General features: G+C 48.6%; 17 protein-coding genes. 1 reads left to right on the top strand and 16 read right to left on the bottom strand.

The annotated features are described in order from the left end of the window. Positions 1 to 37: 37 nt before the first annotated feature. The 16 genes from ACI31H_RS01395 to ACI31H_RS01320 form a co-directional block, all read right to left on the bottom strand. Positions 38 to 559, bottom strand: a complete 522-nt coding sequence (locus ACI31H_RS01395) for a DUF523 domain-containing protein (protein WP_439770258.1) — start codon at positions 557 to 559, stop codon at positions 38 to 40. Between the two features lie 78 nt (positions 560 to 637). Beyond that, a complete protein-coding gene (uvrA, locus tag ACI31H_RS01390) occupies positions 638 to 3,502 on the bottom strand; it encodes an excinuclease ABC subunit UvrA (RefSeq protein WP_439770215.1) in 2,865 nt (954 codons plus the stop codon). 16 nt (positions 3,503 to 3,518) lie between these two features. Continuing rightward, the gene (gene uvrB / locus ACI31H_RS01385; protein WP_439770214.1) at positions 3,519 to 5,564 is read right to left on the bottom strand and encodes an excinuclease ABC subunit UvrB; all 2,046 of its coding nucleotides are present in this window, start codon (positions 5,562 to 5,564) and stop codon (positions 3,519 to 3,521) included. Between the two features lie 334 nt (positions 5,565 to 5,898). After that, a complete protein-coding gene (locus ACI31H_RS01380) occupies positions 5,899 to 7,626 on the bottom strand; it encodes a phospho-sugar mutase (protein WP_439770213.1) in 1,728 nt (575 codons plus the stop codon). Positions 7,627 to 7,768: 142 nt separating this feature from the next. Continuing rightward, positions 7,769 to 8,701, bottom strand: coding sequence for a thioredoxin-disulfide reductase (gene trxB / locus ACI31H_RS01375; protein WP_439770212.1), 933 nt, complete (start codon positions 8,699 to 8,701; stop codon positions 7,769 to 7,771). A 127-nt stretch (positions 8,702 to 8,828) separates the two neighbouring features. Continuing rightward, complete coding sequence (gene galU, locus ACI31H_RS01370) at positions 8,829 to 9,737, bottom strand: UTP--glucose-1-phosphate uridylyltransferase GalU (RefSeq protein WP_439770211.1); 909 nt, start codon at positions 9,735 to 9,737, stop codon at positions 8,829 to 8,831. Between the two features lie 63 nt (positions 9,738 to 9,800). Next, positions 9,801 to 10,817, bottom strand: coding sequence for an NAD(P)H-dependent glycerol-3-phosphate dehydrogenase (locus tag ACI31H_RS01365; RefSeq protein ID WP_439770210.1), 1,017 nt, complete (start codon positions 10,815 to 10,817; stop codon positions 9,801 to 9,803). A 25-nt stretch (positions 10,818 to 10,842) separates the two neighbouring features. Beyond that, the gene (lgt, locus tag ACI31H_RS01360) at positions 10,843 to 11,658 is read right to left on the bottom strand and encodes a prolipoprotein diacylglyceryl transferase (protein ID WP_439770209.1); all 816 of its coding nucleotides are present in this window, start codon (positions 11,656 to 11,658) and stop codon (positions 10,843 to 10,845) included. After that, positions 11,655 to 12,611 (bottom strand): HPr(Ser) kinase/phosphatase, encoded by a 957-nt coding sequence (gene hprK, locus ACI31H_RS01355; protein ID WP_439770208.1) that lies wholly within the window; start codon positions 12,609 to 12,611, stop codon positions 11,655 to 11,657. Before hprK ends, lgt begins: the two co-directional genes overlap by 4 nt. Before the next feature lie 13 nt (positions 12,612 to 12,624). After that, positions 12,625 to 12,981, bottom strand: coding sequence for a phage holin family protein (locus ACI31H_RS01350; RefSeq protein ID WP_439770207.1), 357 nt, complete (start codon positions 12,979 to 12,981; stop codon positions 12,625 to 12,627). After that, positions 12,981 to 13,319 (bottom strand): PspC domain-containing protein, encoded by a 339-nt coding sequence (locus tag ACI31H_RS01345; protein ID WP_439770206.1) that lies wholly within the window; start codon positions 13,317 to 13,319, stop codon positions 12,981 to 12,983. Before ACI31H_RS01345 ends, ACI31H_RS01350 begins: the two co-directional genes overlap by 1 nt. Positions 13,320 to 13,374: 55 nt before the next feature. Continuing rightward, positions 13,375 to 14,491 (bottom strand): peptide chain release factor 2 gene (gene prfB, locus ACI31H_RS01340; RefSeq protein WP_439770205.1). Its coding sequence is split into 2 segments (ribosomal slippage): positions 13,375 to 14,418 and positions 14,420 to 14,491, totalling 1,116 coding nucleotides; the frame shifts between segments, so codons are not numbered across the junction. 86 nt (positions 14,492 to 14,577) lie between these two features. Then, positions 14,578 to 16,941, bottom strand: coding sequence for a preprotein translocase subunit SecA (gene secA / locus ACI31H_RS01335; RefSeq protein ID WP_439770204.1), 2,364 nt, complete (start codon positions 16,939 to 16,941; stop codon positions 14,578 to 14,580). 189 nt (positions 16,942 to 17,130) lie between these two features. After that, a complete protein-coding gene (hpf, locus tag ACI31H_RS01330) occupies positions 17,131 to 17,670 on the bottom strand; it encodes a ribosome hibernation-promoting factor, HPF/YfiA family (RefSeq protein ID WP_439770203.1) in 540 nt (179 codons plus the stop codon). A 132-nt stretch (positions 17,671 to 17,802) separates the two neighbouring features. Beyond that, complete coding sequence (locus ACI31H_RS01325) at positions 17,803 to 18,477, bottom strand: ComF family protein (RefSeq protein WP_439770202.1); 675 nt, start codon at positions 18,475 to 18,477, stop codon at positions 17,803 to 17,805. After that, positions 18,458 to 19,789 (bottom strand): DEAD/DEAH box helicase, encoded by a 1,332-nt coding sequence (locus ACI31H_RS01320; RefSeq protein ID WP_439770201.1) that lies wholly within the window; start codon positions 19,787 to 19,789, stop codon positions 18,458 to 18,460. The genes ACI31H_RS01325 and ACI31H_RS01320 overlap by 20 nt, the downstream gene beginning before the upstream one ends. 67 nt (positions 19,790 to 19,856) lie before the next feature. Between ACI31H_RS01320 and ACI31H_RS01315 the strand changes: the two genes are divergently transcribed. Beyond that, a complete protein-coding gene (locus tag ACI31H_RS01315; protein ID WP_439770200.1) occupies positions 19,857 to 20,504 on the top strand; it encodes a YigZ family protein in 648 nt (215 codons plus the stop codon). Positions 20,505 to 20,597: the final 93 nt, after the last annotated feature.

Raw genomic sequence — 20,597 nt, 5'->3', positions numbered from 1 at the left:
ACTCACCAATTGTACCACATCAAGCCGGGTGTGTCTTTCAAACACCACTGGTGACGTTACGTGTTTGGAGCAGGTTCAGGGTTGCAGTATCCAGGTAAGGCTTAAGGTGGGACAATGTTAACTCCTCATCCCCATCCACCTGAATGTTATTTTGTGCGAGCAACGCTGCCGTGACCCCCATCCCAGCAATTTTATGACCACTAAAATGACCGTCATAAACTAGCTGGGTTCCACAGGCGGGACTCTTCTGCTTTAAAAAGGCCACCTGGACATCATGAGCCTGGGCAATGCGAAACACCTGCCGGGCAGCATTCACATATTGCTGGGTTACGTCCCGGCCGTTTTTAGTAACTACTCGGGCCCGACCGGCCAAAACGTCGTTACCATCTCCTCCTTGAATCTCTGCCGGAATCCGGGGAGTTACAAAGCCCGCCATAATTTCAGGACAGACCGTAATGGCCTTACCAAGTGCTACCAACTTAACCGCCAGCTCCCGGCGGGCATTGCCACCATCGTAACGAACGTTAAATCCCGCTAAACAAGCACTAATCAAAATCACGGTAACCATTCCTTCCCAAATACTAAAAGGGCCGCTAACAACGACCGGGTCAGAGTTAGCAGCTACCTTTGAGTTCAGTTATTTTTTCTTTTTCGCCGCCCGGGCAACGGCCCATTCATGATCACGCGCCAGCATCTTCTTTAAGTACTGGCCAGTATAACTTTCCTTTACTTCAGCTACCTCTTCCGGTGTCCCAGTAGCTACCACGTAACCACCCGCATCACCGCCTTCTGGTCCAAGGTCAATCAACCAGTCAGCGGACTTAACGACGTCTAGGTCGTGTTCAATTACCAAGACGGTATTACCAGCATCTACTAACCGTTGTAGGACACCCAATAGCCGCTTAATATCATCCATGTGCAATCCCGTGGTTGGTTCATCCAGGATGTAGAAGCTCTTACCGTGTGACTGCCGGTGTAACTCCGCCGCCAACTTCATTCGTTGGGCTTCACCACCAGAGAGGGTCGTCGCCGGTTGTCCTAGGTGAACATAGCCTAAGCCAACGTCTTCAATGGTCTGTAACTTGCGCCGAATCTTTGGAATAGCACTAAAGAACTTCAGCGCTTCAGAAACGGTCATGTTTAATACCTGGGCAATATTTTTGCCCTTGTACTCAACTTCCAACGTTTCAGAGTTGTAGCGGGTCCCATGACAAACCTCACATGGCACGTAAACATCCGGTAGGAAATTCATCTCGATTTTAAGGATACCGTCACCATGGCAGGCCTCACAACGACCACCCTTAACGTTAAAGCTAAACCGGCCCTTCGTGTAACCACGAACCTTGGCCTGGTTAGTCTGGGCAAAGAGTTCCCGAATATCATCGAAAACGCCAGTATAGGTTGCCGGGTTACTCCGCGGTGTCCGGCCGATCGGTGACTGATCGATGTCAATCACCTTTTCAATATTTTTAATCCCACTAATTGAGGAATACTTACCCGGCTTGGCAGAATTATTATTTAGTTTCTGTGCCAGAACCCGCTTAAGGATCAGGTTAACCAGGGTCGATTTACCAGAACCCGAAACACCGGTTACACAGATAAACTTTCCCAAGGGAAAATCAACGTCAATGTTCTTTAAATTATTCGCCGCGGCACCCTTTAAAATCAGGTGGTGGCCATTCCCCGACCGACGTTCTTCAGGGACGGGAATAAACTTCTTACCAGAAAGGTACTGTCCCGTCAGTGACTTTCGTGACCGCATGATCTGCTTAGGTGTTCCAGCCGCCATTACTTGACCACCGTTTTCACCAGCCCCCGGTCCAATGTCAATAAGGTAGTCAGCGGCCCGCATCGTATCCTCATCGTGTTCTACCACAATCAGCGTATTACCCAGGTCGCGCATCGCCTTTAGCGAGGAAATTAAGCGGTCGTTGTCACGCTGGTGGAGTCCGATGGAGGGCTCATCCAAAACGTACATTACTCCGGAAAGGTTAGAACCAATTTGGGTGGCCAACCGAATCCGCTGGGCCTCACCACCGGAAAGCGTCCGGGCCGACCGGCTAAGCGTTAAGTATTCAACCCCCACGTTTTTCATAAAGGTAAGTCGGTCCAAGATCTCCTTCAGGATTGGCCGGGCAATTTGCTCATGTTGCTCGGACAGCTTAACCCCTTTAAAGAAGTCAATTGCCTTACTGATTGACAGCTCTGAAACCTGCCCAATATTTTGACCATCAATTTGGACCGCTAATGCCCGTTGGTTTAACCGGTAACCATGACAGGCCGGGCATGGCAACTCAGTCATGTACTTGCGCATCTGCTCACGGGTAAAGTCCGAGTTGGTTTCTTTATAGCGGCGGCTAACGTTGTTAACTACCCCTTCAAAGGGAACATCAACATCCCGCACCCCACCAAAGTCATTTTCGTAGTGGAAGTGGAACAGCTGGTCACCGTTACCATAGAGGACCTGCTTTTGCTGCTTCCTTGGTAGCTTATTAAAGGGAGTATCCATGTCAATTCCCGCTGATTGACAGAACTGTTCTAGCAATGCTGGATAATACTGTGAGGAAATCGGATTCCACGGTACCATGGCCCCGTCCCGCAAGGTCTTTGTCCGGTCAGGAACAACCAGGTCAACATCCACTTCTAGTTTGGATCCCAAGCCTTCACATTCCGGGCAAGCACCCATTGGCGCATTGAACGAGAAAAGGCGGGGCTCCAACTCACCAACCGTAAATCCACAGATTGGACAGGCATACTTTTCTGAGAAGGGGATGGGGTCGCCACCGATCACGTCCGCAATTGCGTAACCACTACTCAGCCGTAATGCTGCTTCAAACGAGTCAAACAGTCGGGAACGAATACCGTCTTTAACGATAATCCGGTCAATAACTACGTTAATCGTGTGCTTTTGATTCTTATTTAGTTCCGGTACTTCATCCAGGTCGTAGGTCTCACCATCAACTTGGACCCGGACAAATCCTTCACGCTTGATGGTGGCCAGAACCTTCTTTTGGCTTCCCTTCTTAGCACGTACGACTGGCGATAAAATTTGTAGGCGGGTCCGTTCTGGTAATTCTAGTACCCGGTTGACCATCTGTTCCGCCGACTGGCTAGTGATCGGAATGTGGTCGTTAGGACAGATCGGCGTCCCTACCCGGGCCCAGAGCAAACGTAAGAAGTCGTTAATTTCCGTTACCGTCCCAACCGTTGACCGGGGGTTATGCGAGGTTGTTTTCTGGTCAATTGAAATTGCCGGTGACAGGCCGTCAATCGAATCCACGTCGGGCTTATCCATCTGCCCTAAGAACTGCCGTGCATAGGCTGACAGGCTCTCCACGTAACGACGTTGCCCTTCAGCGTATAGGGTGTCAAACGCCAACGAACTCTTACCGGAACCAGAAAGTCCAGTGATCACCACCAGCTTGTTCTTAGGAATCTTAACGTCAATATTTTTTAAATTATGGGCACGGGCCCCGTGAATAATGATCTTATCGTTTGCCAAGAAAGTGTCTCCTCCTTTACTTTACCTTTCGACCGGCCTTAGTCTTCTTCCCCGTCATCTGGGCCTTTAATTCCATTACCGTATCACGCAGGGTGGCCGCCTGTTCAAAGTCCAACCGTTTGGCCGCCGCCTGCATCTGCTCCGTTAACTCGGCAACCATCTTTGACTGGGCATCCTTAGATAACTTAGCAAAGTCCTTAGTGGTAAACTCACTGCTATCTTCCTTTTCACCAGTTTCAGCCGGTTTGGTAGTTGCCGTGATCGCTTCTTGAATTGGCTTGACAATCGTGTGCGGCGTAATGTGGTGCTCTTCGTTATACTTCATCTGGATTGTCCGCCGCCGTTTGGTTTCGTCAATCGCCTTTTGCATTGACTCGGTCACCGTATCGGCATACATAATTACGGCACCATGCTCGTTACGGGCGGCCCGCCCAATCGTTTGAATTAGGGACCGCTCATTCCGCAAGAAGCCCTCCTTGTCGGCATCCAGGATCGCAACCAGCGAAACTTCTGGAACATCCAGGCCTTCCCGCAAGAGGTTAATCCCTACCAGGACATCAAACTTGCCTAGCCGCAGGTCCCGAATAATCTGCGTCCGCTCCAAGGTCTTAATATCACTATGCAGGTACTTGACCTTTAAGCCAAGATCCTTCAGGTAGTCGGTAAGGTCCTCCGACATCTTCTTAGTCAGGGTGGTTACAAAGACCCGTTCGTGGCGTTCAACCCGCTTGTTAATCTCACTTACCAGGTCATCGATTTGTCCCATTACCGGCCGGACTTCAATCGTTGGGTCAAGTAAGCCCGTTGGCCGAATAATTTGCTGGGCGATGTGGTCAGTTTGATTCAGTTCGTATGGTCCCGGCGTTGCTGACATATAGACCACCTGGTTAACCCGCTGTTCAAATTCATTTAACTTTAAGGGCCGGTTATCCAGTGCACTCGGCAGACGGAAGCCATAGTCAATCAGCATCTGCTTCCGCGCCCGGTCACCGTTGTACATCCCCCGCACTTGGGGCATTGTCTGGTGGGACTCATCAACCACTAATAAGAAATCTTTCGGGAAGAAGTCCAACAGGGTAAACGGTGGTTCGCCCGGTTGCCGGCCATCCATGTAGCGGGAATAGTTCTCAATTCCGTTGGTATAGCCCATCTCCCGCATCATTTCAATATCATAAGTCGTCCGTTGTTGAAGACGTTCAGCTTCCAATAGCTTCCCCTCGTCGGTAAACTTCTTGACCTGCTTCTTCATATCATTTTCGATCTGCGGTAGGGCCCGTTCCATAACTTCATCACTAGTCATAAAGTGGGTCGCGGGGAAAATAGAAACCCGGTCACTATCGCCTAAGACTTCGCCGGTCAGTGCATCGACCTCCCGAATCCGATCAATCTCATCACCAAAGAATTCAATCCGTAACGCCCGTTCATCACGCGAAGCCGGGAAGACCTCCACGACATCACCATGGACCCGAAAGCGCCCCCGTTGGAAGTCAATGTCATTACGGTCAAATTGGATATTAACGAGGTCGCGAAGGAGCTGGTCCCGGTCAATTTGTTGGCCAACGTGGAGGGAAATAACGGAATTTTGGTATTCCCGCGGGTCCCCTAAGCCAAAGATACTGGAAACAGAGGCCACCACGATTACATCGTTACGTTCCAGTAAAGAAGTCGTCGCCGCATGCCGGAGCTTATCAATTTCATCATTGATTGAAGCATCCTTTTCAATATAGGTATCACTGGAGGGAACATAGGCCTCGGGTTGGTAGTAGTCATAATAAGAAACAAAGTACTCGACTGCATTGTGGGGGAAGAACTTCTTCATTTCCCCGTATAACTGCCCCGCCAGTGTCTTGTTATGGGACAAGATCAAGGTCGGCTTATTGACGTTAGCGATTACGTTGGAAATGGTAAAGGTTTTACCGGTCCCCGTCGCTCCTAACAAAATTTGGGCTTTATCACCATCTTGGATTCCCTTCGTCAATTGCTCGATTGCCTCAGGTTGGTCACCAGTTGGTTGGTAGTCAGAAACTAAGTCAAATTTTTTATCTGGCTGACGATAGATCACGAGTTGTTCCTCCCAATTCTAGTTGTTTTTCTAGCCGTACTAATTAACGCTAATCCTTTGTCATTAGTGCCATTAGCGCCATTTTTCAAGTCACAATTTAGTGTATCATGCAAACATGCATTCGTCTATTAATCCGAATCAGTACATAGCAAATGTAAAAGGGGGACTGTAACTTAAATTAAAAGTCCACAGCGCGGTACACAAATGGGGCCCAAAGCCCGGTAAAGCCGAACTCTGGACCCCTATTGGTGCTCGCGGGGGTGGCAGATAACCTAGCTACGCGTCGTAAAGCGACCTCTGTCATACTTTCCCCTTTAAACTCGTTATCTAATTATTATTCTTCAGCAAAGGCTTGCAGTGCCTTTTCGAATTCACTTAACTTGGCATTCGCCTTGTCTAATGAATCCGCACTCGTTCCGATGTAGAACTTTAGTTTTGGTTCCGTCCCTGATGGTCGAATAGCAATCCAGGTCTCATCGTCCAATACGTAGCGTAATACATTGGATTCTGGAATACCCAATTCGCTCACCTGACCGTCAGCCGTCGTCTTCGTCCCCTTGGAGAAGTCTTCCGTTACCACTACCTGGTGACCAGCAAAGTCAGCCGGTGCTTCTTCCCGGAACTTCTTCATTAGGCCTTGAATCTTGGCCGGGCCATCAATTCCCGCATAGGTGTTAGCAATCGTCTTTTCGCGGAAGTAACCGTACTTCTTGAAGAGCTCTTGGAGACCATCGTACAGGGTCATGTTCCGGCTCCGGTAGTAGGCCGCAACCTCAGCTAGCAGGGTCAGCGACTGGATCGCATCCTTATCACGAACAAATGGCTTAATCAGGTAACCATAACTTTCTTCAAACCCAAACATAAAGGTATGGTCAACCTTCCCCGTTTCATATTGGTGAATTTGATCAGCGATCCACTTAAACCCGGTTAAGACGTTAATCATGTCCACGCCATAACTCTCCGCAATCTTAGCAGCAAAGTTAGTCGATACGATGGATTTAACCGCTGCCGCGTTCTTCGGCAGGGTCCCTGCTTGTTTACGTGCTTCCAGAATGTAGTGCAGCATAATGGAGGCAATTTGGTTCCCGGTTAACAGCTGGTATTCACCATTTGGTTGCCGAACGGCACAACCAAGCCGGTCCGCATCGGGGTCAGTAGCGATTAAAACATCGGCATCAATCTTTTTACCCAGTGCAATTGACCGAACAAAGGCTTCCGGAAATTCGGGGTTCGGGTGCTTTAATCCTGGAAAGTCACCATTTGGTTGTGCTTCGGTCGGTTCAATGGTGAAGTTAGTAAAGCCGGCTTGCCGAAGAGCCCGTTCACCAAGCATCCGGCCCGTCCCGCACAGTGGCGTAAAGACAAACTTCATGTCCTTACCGTACTTCTTAGCCAGGTCGGGGTTAACCGTTACCTCCTTAGCTTGTTGTAGGTAAGCGTGGTCGACATCCTCACCCATGACAATCTCCAGGCCATTGTTCAGCATTTCTTGTTCATCCGCCAATTTAATGTCAAACAAGTCACCGATCTTACGGATGTAGCCGGTCATCATGTCCGATTCCTTTGGCGGCATTTGACCACCATCTTCACCGTAAATCTTGTAACCATTGTATTCCATTGGGTTATGACTCGCCGTAATCATGATTCCGGCGTAGGTACCATTATGACGAACTGCAAACGACAGTTCTGGTGTCGGCCGAACATTATCATAAATGTAAACCTTAATTCCGTGGGCACCAAGCACCCGAGCAGAATCATGGGCAAAGCGATAAGAATTATGCCGGGAGTCGTAGCCAATGGCAACCCCACGTTGCTTGACCTCATCACCTAGTGATTCCATCAGCGTTGCTAACCCTTCCGTTGCTTGACGGACAGTGTAAATGTTCATCCGGTTAATACCGGGGCCCATTAGTCCCCGCATACCGGCAGTACCGAATGATAGTGGGCCATAAAAGGCGTCTTCGATCTCCTTGTCATCGCTCATGGCGTTTAACTCTTGCTTAAGCTTAGGATCGAGGTCGGTCCGCTCTTTCCATACTTGGTAGGTATCTTTCCAGCTCACAATAAAGTCTCCTTTACTTCTATGATCTGTTATCAGTATACCGCATCTCACTACCTCCTGCGTATTTTTACTAATTATTTTACTAAATTTTTACTGAAAAAAATAGCCCGAACGGTTTTCACCGCGGGCTAGTTAACATTAGCTAGTTGTGACTCTTTAAATATTGGTAAACCTGTTGGCCGGCAATCGCACCGTCACCTACGGCCGTGGCAATCTGCCGGAGGGGTGTTTCACGAACATCCCCGATCGCAAAAATACCAGGAACCTTCGTCTTCATGACATTATCAGTCTTTACCCATCCTTGGTCATCTAAAATACCAAGCTCCGTAAATGGTTTCGTCATCGGCACGTTACCAACATAGATGAAGACACCGTCAGCAGCAATTTCACCATCTTCACCGGTCTTATTATTATGGGTCTTAACCCCGGTGACCTTAATGTCATCTCCAACCACTGCCGTTACATTGGTGTTGTACACAAACTCCATCTTCTCATTTTGCGCCGCCTCATCTTGCAACATCGGTTGTGCCCGGAGTTCGCCCCGCCGAACAACCACCGTTACCTTAGAAGCGAGCTGCGTAAGGTATAATCCTTCTTCGATTGCCGAGTCACCACCACCGACGACGATCAGGTGCCGATTCTTGAAAAAGGCACCATCACAAACCGCACAGTAAGAGACCCCCCGGCCACTAAACTCTTCTTCACCCGGCACACCGAGTTTGCGGTGGTCCGAACCGGTAGCGATTACCACAACCGGCGCAACAAAGGTATCGCCCATATCCGTTGTAACCTTCTTTAGTGGCCCTTCAACCGCTAGTTTAGTCACCGTTCCATAGGCATACTCAGCGCCAAACTGGGTTGCCCCCTGGTACATCTTCTCGGCTAATTCTGGTCCCTGAACATCCTTGAAACCGGTGTAGTTTACAATCGATGCGGTGTTATTCAGGTTACCACCATAGGCCCCCCGATCAAGCATTACCACTTTCAGGTTGGCACGTGATGCATAAAGTGCCGTGGTCATTCCACCAGGGCCGGCACCGATGATGATCACATCATACTTCTTTTCCGCTGCCATCGTTCTTTCCTCCTCAGCATTCGTTATTATTCATTATCATAACCAAGGTCCCTAGATTTGTCTATCATTTTGCTTACAAAAAATAAGGACCGCGGCTAAACGACGGTCCTTATTTAAAACTAGTCCTTTACTTCTTACTTTGCTTATCTTCGGCCGCCAACTTGGCACCTAATTCCTTGATGTATTCACGAAGTTCGTCCTTAACTTGGGGGTGCTTTAAACCATATTCAATGTTGGTCTTAACCCAACCAAACTTATTACCAACATCGTAACGGTCACCCGTATATTCACGGGCAAAGACGCGCTGGGTTTGGTTCAAGGTGTCGATTGCATCCGTCAGTTGAATTTCATTCCCCTTACCGGGCTTGGTCTTAGCTAAGACATCAAAAATTTCTGGCGTAAAGACATACCGACCAATAATGGCCAGGTCACTCGGGGCATTCTTAGGAGCCGGCTTTTCAACAAAGCTAGTAACATTGTATAGCCCAGGCGTAACTTCCTTGCTAGGGTTAATTACCCCGTACTTAGCCGTATCTTCATGCGGCACCCGCATTACGGCTAAGGTAGAAGCCCCGGTCTGGTGATAACTTTCAATCAATTGCTTCGTCAGTGGTTCACCATTGTTATTGATGTTATTTAGATCATCACCGAGCATGACCACAAATGGTTCATCACCGATAAAATCACGGGCTGTCAAAACAGCGTCCCCTAAGCCACGGGGGTGCGATTGCCGAATGAAGTAAATGTTAATATCAGTGGTTTCTTCCACTAACTTAAGCATTTCATCCTTATGTTTTGACCGTAGATTATCTTCCAATTCAGGATTGGAGTCAAAGTGATCCTCAATTGACCGCTTATTCTTACCATCAACTACCACAATGTCTTCAATTCCAGACTTACGAGCCTCTTCAACAATAAACTGAATAGTCGGCTTATCGACAATTGGTAGCATTTCCTTGGCTAATGCTTTGGTGGCTGGCAGGAAACGGGTCCCTAACCCGGCCGCCGGAATAATTGCCTTTCTAACACGTTTCATAACATAAAGTCCTTTCGTTCCTTCAATTTCTCTCAGTGTGTACCCGATAGTATTTTACCATACTTATTCGACTTCAGACGTTAAGTCCCGGTTCATCAGTTGAGAAATTGCATCTTTAATGTCCTTATCTTCGTACAGAACTTCATACAAAGATTCAGTAATTGGCATCTTTACCTGCCGCTTCCGACTCAGCTCATAAGCGGCCTTGGTGGTGTAAACACCTTCAATCACCATTCCCATGTTCTTGATTACATCGTCCAGTTTTTGTCCTTGGCCCAGCTGGTAACCGGCCCGCCAATTCCGTGAGTTTTTACTCGTTGCCGTAACTACCAGGTCACCAACCCCCGAAAGACCAATAAAAGTCATCGGGTTAGCACCAAAGGCCACCCCTAGCCGCCGGATTTCAGCCAATCCCCGGGTAATCAGTGCGGCCCGTGCGTTGTCGTGGTAGTTTAATCCCTGCAGGGCCCCCGCACCAATCGCAATGATATTCTTTAGCGCGGCCCCAAATTCAGCCCCGATAACATCATCATTGGTATATACCCGGAAATAGGAGTTGCTAAAGAGTTCTTGCACCTGCTTGGCCTTTTCCAGGTCCTCGCAAGCAGCGGTGACCGCGGTCATATCCTTAATGGCAACATCTTCAGCATGGCTTGGTCCCGAGAGAACCACAATTGCTGACCGGTATTCTGGCGCAATTTCTTCGGCCAACATCTCTGACGGCCGCTTGTAGGTATTTTGTTCCAGCCCCTTCGTCGCGTGCACAATTAATGACTGCTGGTTTAACTCGCCCAGGATAGTATTCAACTGCTTGGCCACCTGACGTAAGCCCTTGGTTGGGATAACGATTAAAATCACACTCGCATCCTTCACCGCCGCCTTCATGTCCGTTGTGGCCACTAGCTGATCCGAGTAAACCAAGTGTTGCATGTAATTAGGGTTAATATGTTGCTGGTTTAGCTGGTCAACCTGCTCTTGGTTACGGGCCCACAGCATTACTGTATGTCCATTTTCCACCAACATATTTGCTAACGTACTACCCCATGAGCCAGCACCTAACACTGCAATTTTTTCTGCCATAACTATTCTCCTTAATTCTAAAAAACTAGTTACTTGTCCAATACCAGTCGACCTTGCCTGAACGACGACGCACAATCAGGATAACCAGTGCCGTTGCCAGAAAAACAAGGGATAATAATTGGGAAATCCGAATTGGCCCCAACATTAAGCTATCCGTCCGCATTCCCTCAATCACCAACCGACCGGCCGCGTACCACATGACATAGCTTAAAAAGACTTCACCCTGCCGAAAAAGGTGGGGCCGGTGCCGTAAAAGCATCAAGAGTACAAATCCCGTTAGGTCCCACAATGACTCGTACAAGAAGGTTGGCACCCGGTAATGGCCGCCGATGTACATCTGGTTAATAATCCACTCTGGAATGTGTTGCGTGAGCAGCGCTGCCCGGGTCGTAACCCGACCAAAGGCCTCTTGGTTCATAAAGTTACCCCAACGGCCAATTCCTTGCGCCATGATCAAGGTTGGTGCAATTACATCCACCATTGTCCACATCGATAGCTGACGGGCCCGACAGAAAAAGTACAGGGTTAAAAAGCCCCCAATGATGGCCCCGTAAATTGCAATTCCCCCGTCCCAGATGGCAATAATTTCACCGGGGTGGGCGGCATAGTAAGGCCACTGGAAGAGCACATAGTACAGGCGCGCACAGACAATCGCTGCCGGAATTGCCCACAGGAGGTAGTCGTAAAAATAATCCTCCTTAATTCCGCGACGCTTGCCTTCGGCTACTGACAAAATTAATGCTAAAACAACGCCACTCGCGATGATTACCCCGTACCAGTGGACTTTAAACGGGCCCCACTGCAAGGCGATTGGGTTCAACGCACCGTTTACTGTCGTCATTTCTTCCCCCGTTCCTTACTGTCACGAGCTGAATTCTGCTTGATCAAGCGGTTGAGGTTTTCATCAAAAGTCTTCGTAGCGTCATACCCCATCGTTTCGGCACGGTAATTCATCGCAGCCGATTCAATGATGATTGCGAGGTTCCGCCCTGTTTTAACTGGGACGGAAACCTTCGGGATAATAACTCCCTGGATCGTTTGCGTGTCACCACGGTCACCCAGCCGGTCAAACTTAGTATCCGGTGTCCAGGTCTCCAGGTGAACAATTAAGTTGATGTTATCAACCGGCATAATGGCACCAGTCCCGTAAAGCGTTGAAACATCAATAATCCCGATCCCCCGAATTTCCATCAGGTGTTGTAAGATCGCCGGGGCCGTCCCAATTAACGTCTGTTCATCCCGGGCATAGACTTCTACCCGGTCATCCGCCACGAGCCGGTGTCCCCGCCGTACTAGTTCGAGGGCCGTTTCACTCTTACCAACACCGGAATCACCGGTAATCAATACACCGACCCCACTGATGTCGACCAAGACACCGTGGAGTGACTTCCGGGGAGCCAGCCGGCCTAACAGGTAAGAGGTCATGTTACTTAAGATCTGTGAAGAGGTTAAGTGGGTCCCTAAGATCGGAATATGTGCATCTGCCGCTGCAGACTTTAGTTCTGCGGGGATTGGTAAATTAGTTGAGATTACAAAACACGGCGTCTGCGGCGTACACATCCGCGTCATGTATTCCGTCATTTGGTCGTGGGTCAGGTCCTTTGAAAAGGAAATTTCGGTGATCCCCAATAGTTGGATCCGCATTGCTGGATAGTGCTTGAAGTACCCGGCAAATTCCAGCGCCGGCCGTGAGATATCACTGGTCGTAATTGTCCGGCTCAAGTAATCTTCTCCTTGGAGAACCTTTAGGCGAACCTTTTCAACTAATTCTTTAACAGTAACATGGTTTGGCAAACTTCCTCACTCCTTAGTAATCAGACTGGTGACTGGTAATAATCATATTACAAATCGACATTATTATCGCCACCAGCATTGCCGACCAAAACGAAGAAAAGCTAAAGTACAGCGACCCAATTAGTGCCGAAGTTAACTCCAACATGGCCCCATTGATAACGATGCTGAAAAGCCCCAGGGTCAACAAATTAACCGGTAGTGTCAGGATAACTAAAATTGGTTTTACCGCCACGTTCAGAATTGCCAGAATGAACGCTGCCAATAAGGCAACCCAAGCGTGACTAACGTAGATCATCCCCGTGCCTGTAAACAGGCCAGCGAGAGCAATGAATAAAATCGTATCAACTAAAACTTTCTTCCAAAAAGTCATTATGATCTTCCATTTCTTTTAATATCTTTTTCTTCAACATCCGTTAGGGTGCGCCGGGATTGCTTTTGCTCGTCCCCCGTAACCCTCTGTTGAAGGTCATTTAGGTTTTTAATAAAGCCTAAAACACCCGGATGGTGTGGATCAGGTGGCATTATGAGGACCATAATCACGTAAATAATGATTCCTGGTACAATCCCACTTAAAATACTCAAGATCACGTAGGCCACCCGGAAAATGGTTGGTGAACAGTTAAAGTACTGGCCAAAGCCACCGAAAACACCGGCAATAATCCGGTCACTTCCGGAACGCGTTAGCCGCTTACGTCGACTTTCTCTCATTAAACCACCCCTTTGGTTAAATATTACCTGCTTTTATTCCTAACTGCAATTACGTTTATTGTGGATTCTTCTGACTTAATTTCCACTGGAGATAAGCATTAATAAAAGGATCCAGGTCGCCGTCCATCACTGCTTGACCATTATGGGTTTCATAGTTAGTCCGGTTATCCTTAACCAGGGTATACGGATGGAAAACATAGGAACGAATCTGCGAGCCCCAGCCAATGTCTAACTGTTCGCCCTCAATTTCGGCTCGTTTTTTAGCTTTCTTTTCTTCCTCTAACTCATATAACTTCGACTTCAGCATGTTCATCGCTGTTACCCGGTTTTCCAACTGGGAACGTTCGGCCTGCGAGGAGGCCACCAGACCGGTTGGCAAGTGGGTAATCCGGACTGCTGACTCGGTCTTGTTAATGTGCTGCCCACCAGCACCACTTGAACGGAAAGTATCGACCCGTAAGTCGGACGGATCAATATCGACTTTGACGCTTTCATCCAGTTCGGGCATCACATCTACTGAGGCAAAGGAGGTATGACGGCGCCCAGCCGAATCAAAGGGCGAAATCCGGACGAGACGGTGGACACCCTTTTCACTTCGCAGGTAGCCAAATGCATTGTGCCCCTTAAAGAGAAGGGTTACACTCTTAATCCCTGCAACATCCCCTGCTTCATAGTTAGCCGTTTCAACGGTAAAGCCGTGCTGCTCACCCCAGCGAACATACATCCGCAAAAGCATGTCACCCCAGTCCTGGGCTTCCGTCCCGCCGGCACCCGGGTGAATTTCAAGGATCGCGTTCCGACTATCGTACTGCTCATTAAGGAGCTGGCTGAGGCGGTACTGTTGGAGCGCCTTTTCCGTCTTTTCAAATGAGTCATCTAATTCCTTTGCCAGATCTGGATCTGGCTCCAATTCCAGCAGTTCAACGTTCGTCTCCAGGTCGGTAATCTGGTCACGGAGTTGGACAAAGGTATCCCGTTTTTCCTTTAGTTCATTTGTTTTATTAATTTTCTCCTGAGCCTTGGTATTATCATCCCAAAAACCCGGCTGGGCCATTTGGTGCTCGTTTTCGGCGATCTGTTCGTCTAACGCATCCAGGTCAAAGAGACCTCCCGAAGCGTGCAACCTCAGCCTGCATTGCTTCTATTTTCTTTTTGGCTTCACTTAATTCCATTACTAATTCCTCCAAATACAAACATACGGCAGTGGTACCGCTATCGGGGCCCTTGCTGCCGTACCTTATTGTAATTTTCGTTTGGCCTAACGAGTAACGTTTTGCCGAATTTCAGACTTCATGAAGAGCCGCGTGGTTTCGTACTCAATGTCAGCAATCATTTGCTCAAACATATGGTAACCGGCTGTCTGGTATTCAACCAGTGGGTTTAACTGACCGTAACCACGGAGACCAACGGATTGCCGGAATTGGTCCATTACATCGATATGGTCAGTCCAGTGCGAATCAACCACCCGCAGTAAGACCACCTTTTCAAACTCCAGCATTTGCGATGGGTCCGACAAAATTTGCTTCTTCTCGTCGTAAACCTTTTCGGCAAATCCCATTAAGAAATCAACCATTTCGTCCTGGCTCTTGCCTTCTAAGTCCTTAACGGAAATCGTCTCTGGCTTTACAAGCACTTCTTCTGCAAAGTCAACAATTCCTTGTAAGTCCCATTCCTTTTGATCGCCGAGAGTGTGCTGTTCCACTTCCCGCTGGATCGTCCGCTTGAAGATCGGCATCAATACCCACTTCAACGACTTAGTCTCAGTGATAACCTCTTGCCGTTCCTTATAGATAATTTCCCGCTGCTCCCGCATTACGTCATCATACTGTAAGACGTTCTTCCGGGAGTCATAGTTGTTACCTTCAACCCGCTTTTGGGCTGATTCAACTTGCCGGGTTAGGAAACGACTCTTAATTACGGCATCGTCTCCTTGAACCTTCATCCGGTCAAGGAAGGCCTTAATCCGTTCACCACCGAACCGCTTCATCAGGTCATCTTCAAGTGACAGGTAAAATTGGGAGAGACCCGGATCACCCTGCCGGCCGGAACGGCCACGAAGCTGGTTATCAATCCGCCGCGATTCGTGACGTTCCGTTCCAATCACGGCCAAACCACCGAGTTCCTTAACACCAGGGCCCAGTTTAATATCGGTCCCCCGACCGGCCATGTTGGTGGCGATTGTTACCGCACCACGTTGACCAGCATTTTTAATAATATCGGCTTCCTTAGCGTGATTCTTCGCGTTTAAGACCACGTGTGGGATATGTTCTTGGTCTAAGAGGTGGGAGAGGTATTCAGATGTTTCAACCGCAACCGTACCAACTAGAATTGGCTGGCCCTTTGCGTGTAGGCTCTTGATCCGTTTTACTACCGCGGCAAACTTACTTTGCAGCGTTGGGTACAAGAGGTCTGGCTCATCCTTCCGGGCAACCGGCCGGTTAGTCGGGATCGTGATGGTCTCCATGTTATAAATTTCACGGAATTCTTCTTGTTCCGTCTTGGCCGTCCCGGTCATTCCGGCTAGTTTGCTGTACATCCGGAATAAGTTCTGGTAGGTAATGTTGGCCATCGTCTTGTTCTCTTCTTGGATCTTGACCCCTTCCTTGGCCTCAATCGCCTGGTGAAGGCCGTCAGAGAACCGCCGTCCCTGCATTACCCGACCGGTAAAGGAATCAACAATCAAGACTTCACCGTCAGAGACCACGTAGTCCTTATCCCGCAGCATGATGTAGTTAGCACGCAGGGCTTGGTCTAAGTGGTGGGTTAAGGCCGTGTTTTCCGGATCATACAGGTTCTTTAAGTTAAAGTACTTTTCGGCCTTTTTAATCCCCTCATCCGTCAACGAAACCGTCTTCGACTCGAGGTCAATCTTATAGTCAACTTCGTTCTTTAACTGCTTAACAAAACGGTCAGTTTGTTTGTAAAGCTTTGACGTTCCCGTTCCCGGACCAGAAATGATTAATGGCGTTCGGGCTTCATCGATTAAGATGGAGTCAACTTCATCGACAATGGCATAGTTCAATCCCCGTTGAACCTGGTCCTCTTTATAAACGGCCATGTTATCACGCAGGTAGTCAAACCCGATTTCACTGTTGGTGGAGTACATAATGTCAGCCTGGTAAGCCTTCCGTTTCTCGTCAGGACTCATTTCGGAGTTGTTAATACCAACACTGCAGCCTAGCCAGTTATAAAGCTGACCCATTTCAGTAGCATCACGCTTGGAGAGGTATTCATTAACGGTAATAACGTGAACCCCTTTGCCAGAAAGAGCGTTCAGGTAAACCGGCATCGTGGCCGTTAAGGTCTTACCTTCACCGGTCTTCATTTCGGCAATGTTACCTTCGTGAAGAACAATCCCCCCCATAATCTGTACGTGGAAAGGATATAATCCCAAGACCCGCTTGGCACCTTCACGTGCAACCGCAAAGGCTTCCGGGAGTAAGTCGTCTAGTGACTCCCCTTTTTGATAACGTTGCTGAAATTCAATGGTTTTCGCCTTGAGCTGGTCATCACTTAAGTCCGCCATTGGTTTGGCATATGCTTCAACTTTATTTGCTATTTTGTTAATTCGCCGTAATTCACGACGATCGCTTTCAATCCATTTTTTTAGAATGTTGGCCATAAAAGCGTCCTTCCTAATTTTTTGTGCCTGAGTACTAGCTGCAAAAGGTGCTACTCAAGCCAATTATATTTTTAATTCTAACTGTAATATTTTACCACGTTGTTAACCAATTGAAAACCAAAGCGAATTCGGGCCGAAGAAGCATTTAAAAACAAAAAAGCTGAGGATTAATCCCCAGCCAGTTGACTTTTATTCGGCTTCGATCAAACCGTAACGGCCATCACGACGACGGTAAACAATGCTGGTACCATTAGTCTCAGCATCTTGGAAGACGAAGAAGTCATGACCAAGCATGTCCATTTGTAGAACCGCTTCTTCCGGATCCATCGGTTTCAAGGAAACTTGCTTGGTCCGTACAATCTTTAATTCATCTTCATTTGATTCTTCATCAGATGGGACAAATTCAAGGTTCTTGAAGCCCTTTTCACGTGACTTCCGGTTAACCTTGGTCTTGTACTTACGAATTTGACGTTCCAACTTATCCGTTACTAAGTCAACACTACCGTACATGTCATTTGAAGTCTCTTCAGCCCGCAACGTCAGGTATGGGAGCGGAATCGTAACTTCAACCTTGTAAGTCCGGTTAGGGTAAACCTTTAAGTTCACGTGGGCAGTTGCTTCGACGCTATCTTCAAAGAACTTTTGCAGCTTGCTAATCCGCTTTACCACGTAGTCCCGAATTGCATCTGTTACTTCAACGTTTTCACCACGAATATTGAACTTTAACATTGTACTTCTCTCCTTTCAGTCCAAGCAATCGCTTGATCTGATATCAGAAGGACCACTCTTCTCATATCCTACTTATATTATAGTGTACTTATGATTAATTCACAAATGTATTCACAGATGATTTAAATTAATTTAACGAGCTAGTGAAAGGCTAGTAACACTAGCCGCACCGGCATCATAAGCAAGCTGCGCGGCATGGTAAATGGTCCGTCCGGTGGTATAAACGTCATCGACCAATAAGACCCGTTGTCCCCCTAAGTGGGCCGGCTCAACGAGTTTAAACGGTTGCGGCGTCTGTAAACGCTCGTGACGATTCTTACTTGACTGGGCCAGCTTGTGTTGGACCCTGGTACCTAGACAATGGCACAGGTTGATACCCGTTAAAAGGCCCACTACCTGGTTAAATCCCCGTTTTTGCATCGTTTCTTCAGTCACCGGGATCGGCACCACCACGTCGGCTGACTGGGTGGCAACCGCGGCCGTCATTGCCGCCGTAAAGATCATCCGGAGGCGATAATCACCGTTAAACTTATAGCGGTGCATATAATCTTTCATCGCCTCATTGTAGCGATAGAGGGCCGTGTGCCGTAGTTTCCACGGATAACGCTTCTGCCAATACCGGCATTCACGGCAAACCATAGCCGTTGCCTGGGGAGCACAACAGATTGGACAGGTTGAGCCCTGGATTGCGGTAAACCCGGACCGACAATGTTCACAGATCAGTGGCCACTCAATTGGTTGCGGCCACAAGAGTTCCTTAATCGTCAACCGTTTGTTAAAGTGACGATTACACAGCAGGCACTGCACCTTGACACCGCCTCCCCTTAGTATTCATATACGCGATTTGGTGAACGGCCTGATTCACCCGCCGACAGTAGCTACTAATCCAGAAATCAACATGGCCTTCCGGACGGCTTGCTGACCGACCAGCCCGCCCGGCAATCTGGACCAATGCCGCAGTAGAAAAGACCTGGTCATCCGCTCCTAATACCAATACATCAATTTCCGGAAAGGTAACCCCCCGCTCTAAAATTGAGGTGGTAATCAAAAATTGGTATTGGTGATCACGCATCCCCTGTACCTTAACCAGCCGTTGGGGATCACTAGCGTGGACCGTGGTAAACAGGTGAGCAGGAAAGTAGGAACAACAGGCCTGCGCAATTCCGGCTAGGTCCCGTACGTGCGGTACAAAAAGTAGGAACCGGTGCCCTGATCTTAATGCTACCTGCATGGTCCGGATAAGTCCGCTAGGTAGTTGGTGGTGCAGTAACTGCTGCCGCCACCGTGGAACCAGGTGGCAGTGGATCGACGGTAAGAGATGACCGTGATAACGCAATGGTAAGTAGGCAACGGCCAATTGATGGCGCCGGACCGCCTTTAGAAGGTGGGCCCCGGGGGTGGCCGTCAAAAATAGCTGGCCACCAGACTCTTTAACCGCCTGCTGGCTGGCAAAAAATAATAAGGGGTTGGCGGCGTACGGAAAGGCGTCGACTTCATCGATAATCAAGTTATCAAAGGCATGGTAGAACCGCAGCAACTGGTGTGTAGTACAAACCGTCAATTGGGCATAATGATACGGTCGCTCAGCCCGCCCGTGAAGTAGCGCCATTTCCGTATTGGCAAACGCTGCCCGTAGCCGGGGATACAGTTCAAGGCAAACGTCAACCCGGGGTGAGGCTACGGCCAGGCGTTCACCACGGGCTAAGGCCTGCGCAATTCCGGGAAATATCATCTCGGTCTTTCCGGCACCCGTCACGGCCCACAATAACTGTTTGCGATGGGCGGTCATTCGGGAGGCTACCGTTACCGCCGCCTGTGACTGCAACGGCGAAAGTTTCCCGTGCCAGGTTAGGACCGGCTCTGTAACCGTAAATTGATTTGCTTCGGGAACATGATAAAATTTGCATAGTGTTGATACACGCCCTAAGTTAATACAGTGGGGACAGTAAAACTCACCATTTGGCAGTGCCGCAACTGTTTTCGGCGTGACCTGCCCGCAGCGGTAGCACTGAATATTTTTCACGCCGACATCAATCGTCGGTAAAACGGTCACACCAGCTGGTCGCGGCTGGTGACGATTAACCAAAACCAGCCGGCCATAGTAGTCAACTATTGCCACCTGACCACCTCCTTCACCTGATAAATACGATTAAATAAACTTAACGCACGGAAAGAAGACTTTATCCATGGAAAAACCATTTTTGACGATTGCCCAAGCCACCCAATACGAGCTCGTTATTAAAAAATCACGCTTTATTTGTTCACTACAACGGGTCACAACTGAAGAAGCCGCCCAAGATTTCATCAAACAGGTTCAGGACAAGAACCGTAAGGCCAACCACAACTGCTTTGCCTACCTGGTCGGTGACCATGACCAGGTCCAACGTGAAAGTGATAATGGGGAGCCGAGTGGTACGGCCGGCGTGCCCATTTTGGAATCACTCCAACTGGCCAAGCTGCACAATGTTGTTGCCGTGGTCACCCGGTACTTTGGTGGGATCAAGCTTGGTGCCGGTGGCCTAATTCGGGCATACAGCAACGTTACTACCCAGGCCGTTCACCAAGCCGGGATTGTCCAGCGTCTTCGCCAGCGTCAACTTAAGATTACTGTTTCTTACCGCCAACACGATGCCTTAACCTACTACCTTAAAGAACACCAGCTGGCTATTGCCGGAGAAGAGTATGGCGTTAACGTTATTACCAACGTTTTGGTCAACGAAGAAGCGACCGAGAAGACCATTGCTAGCCTGCAAAACCGCTTTAATGACCAATTAACAATTGAAAAGGCCGGCCAACATTTCCATGAAGTCCCCTACCAACCGAACCAGGACTAAGCTAGTTTTTTAAAAAATACCGCGCGGCGGAGAAAGATAATTTTGGTAGATTATAGAATGAAGTTAGCCACCCAGTTGGTGGTAAATAAAAAA

The sequence above is a fragment of the Limosilactobacillus sp. genome (assembly GCF_051873035.1).
Taxonomy (GTDB): domain Bacteria; phylum Bacillota; class Bacilli; order Lactobacillales; family Lactobacillaceae; genus Limosilactobacillus.
The sequence above is the reverse complement of the archived record's forward strand: the minus strand, read 5'-3'. Positions and strand labels throughout refer to the sequence as shown.

Excerpts from the sequence above, each read along its gene's own strand:
- ACI31H_RS01350 (WP_439770207.1), bottom strand. The coding sequence starts at position 12,981 with ATGACTTTTTGGAAGAAAGTTTTAGTTGATACGATTTTATTCATTGCT.
- ACI31H_RS01365 (WP_439770210.1), bottom strand. The coding sequence starts at position 10,817 with ATGGCAGAAAAAATTGCAGTGTTAGGTGCTGGCTCATGGGGTAGTACG.
- ACI31H_RS01345 (WP_439770206.1), bottom strand. The coding sequence starts at position 13,319 with ATGAGAGAAAGTCGACGTAAGCGGCTAACGCGTTCCGGAAGTGACCGG.
- ACI31H_RS01315 (WP_439770200.1), top strand. The coding sequence starts at position 19,857 with ATGGAAAAACCATTTTTGACGATTGCCCAAGCCACCCAATACGAGCTC.
- secA (WP_439770204.1), bottom strand. The coding sequence starts at position 16,941 with ATGGCCAACATTCTAAAAAAATGGATTGAAAGCGATCGTCGTGAATTA.
- hpf (WP_439770203.1), bottom strand. The coding sequence starts at position 17,670 with ATGTTAAAGTTCAATATTCGTGGTGAAAACGTTGAAGTAACAGATGCA.
- galU (WP_439770211.1), bottom strand. The coding sequence starts at position 9,737 with ATGAAACGTGTTAGAAAGGCAATTATTCCGGCGGCCGGGTTAGGGACC.
- lgt (WP_439770209.1), bottom strand. The coding sequence starts at position 11,658 with ATGACGACAGTAAACGGTGCGTTGAACCCAATCGCCTTGCAGTGGGGC.
- trxB (WP_439770212.1), bottom strand. The coding sequence starts at position 8,701 with ATGGCAGCGGAAAAGAAGTATGATGTGATCATCATCGGTGCCGGCCCT.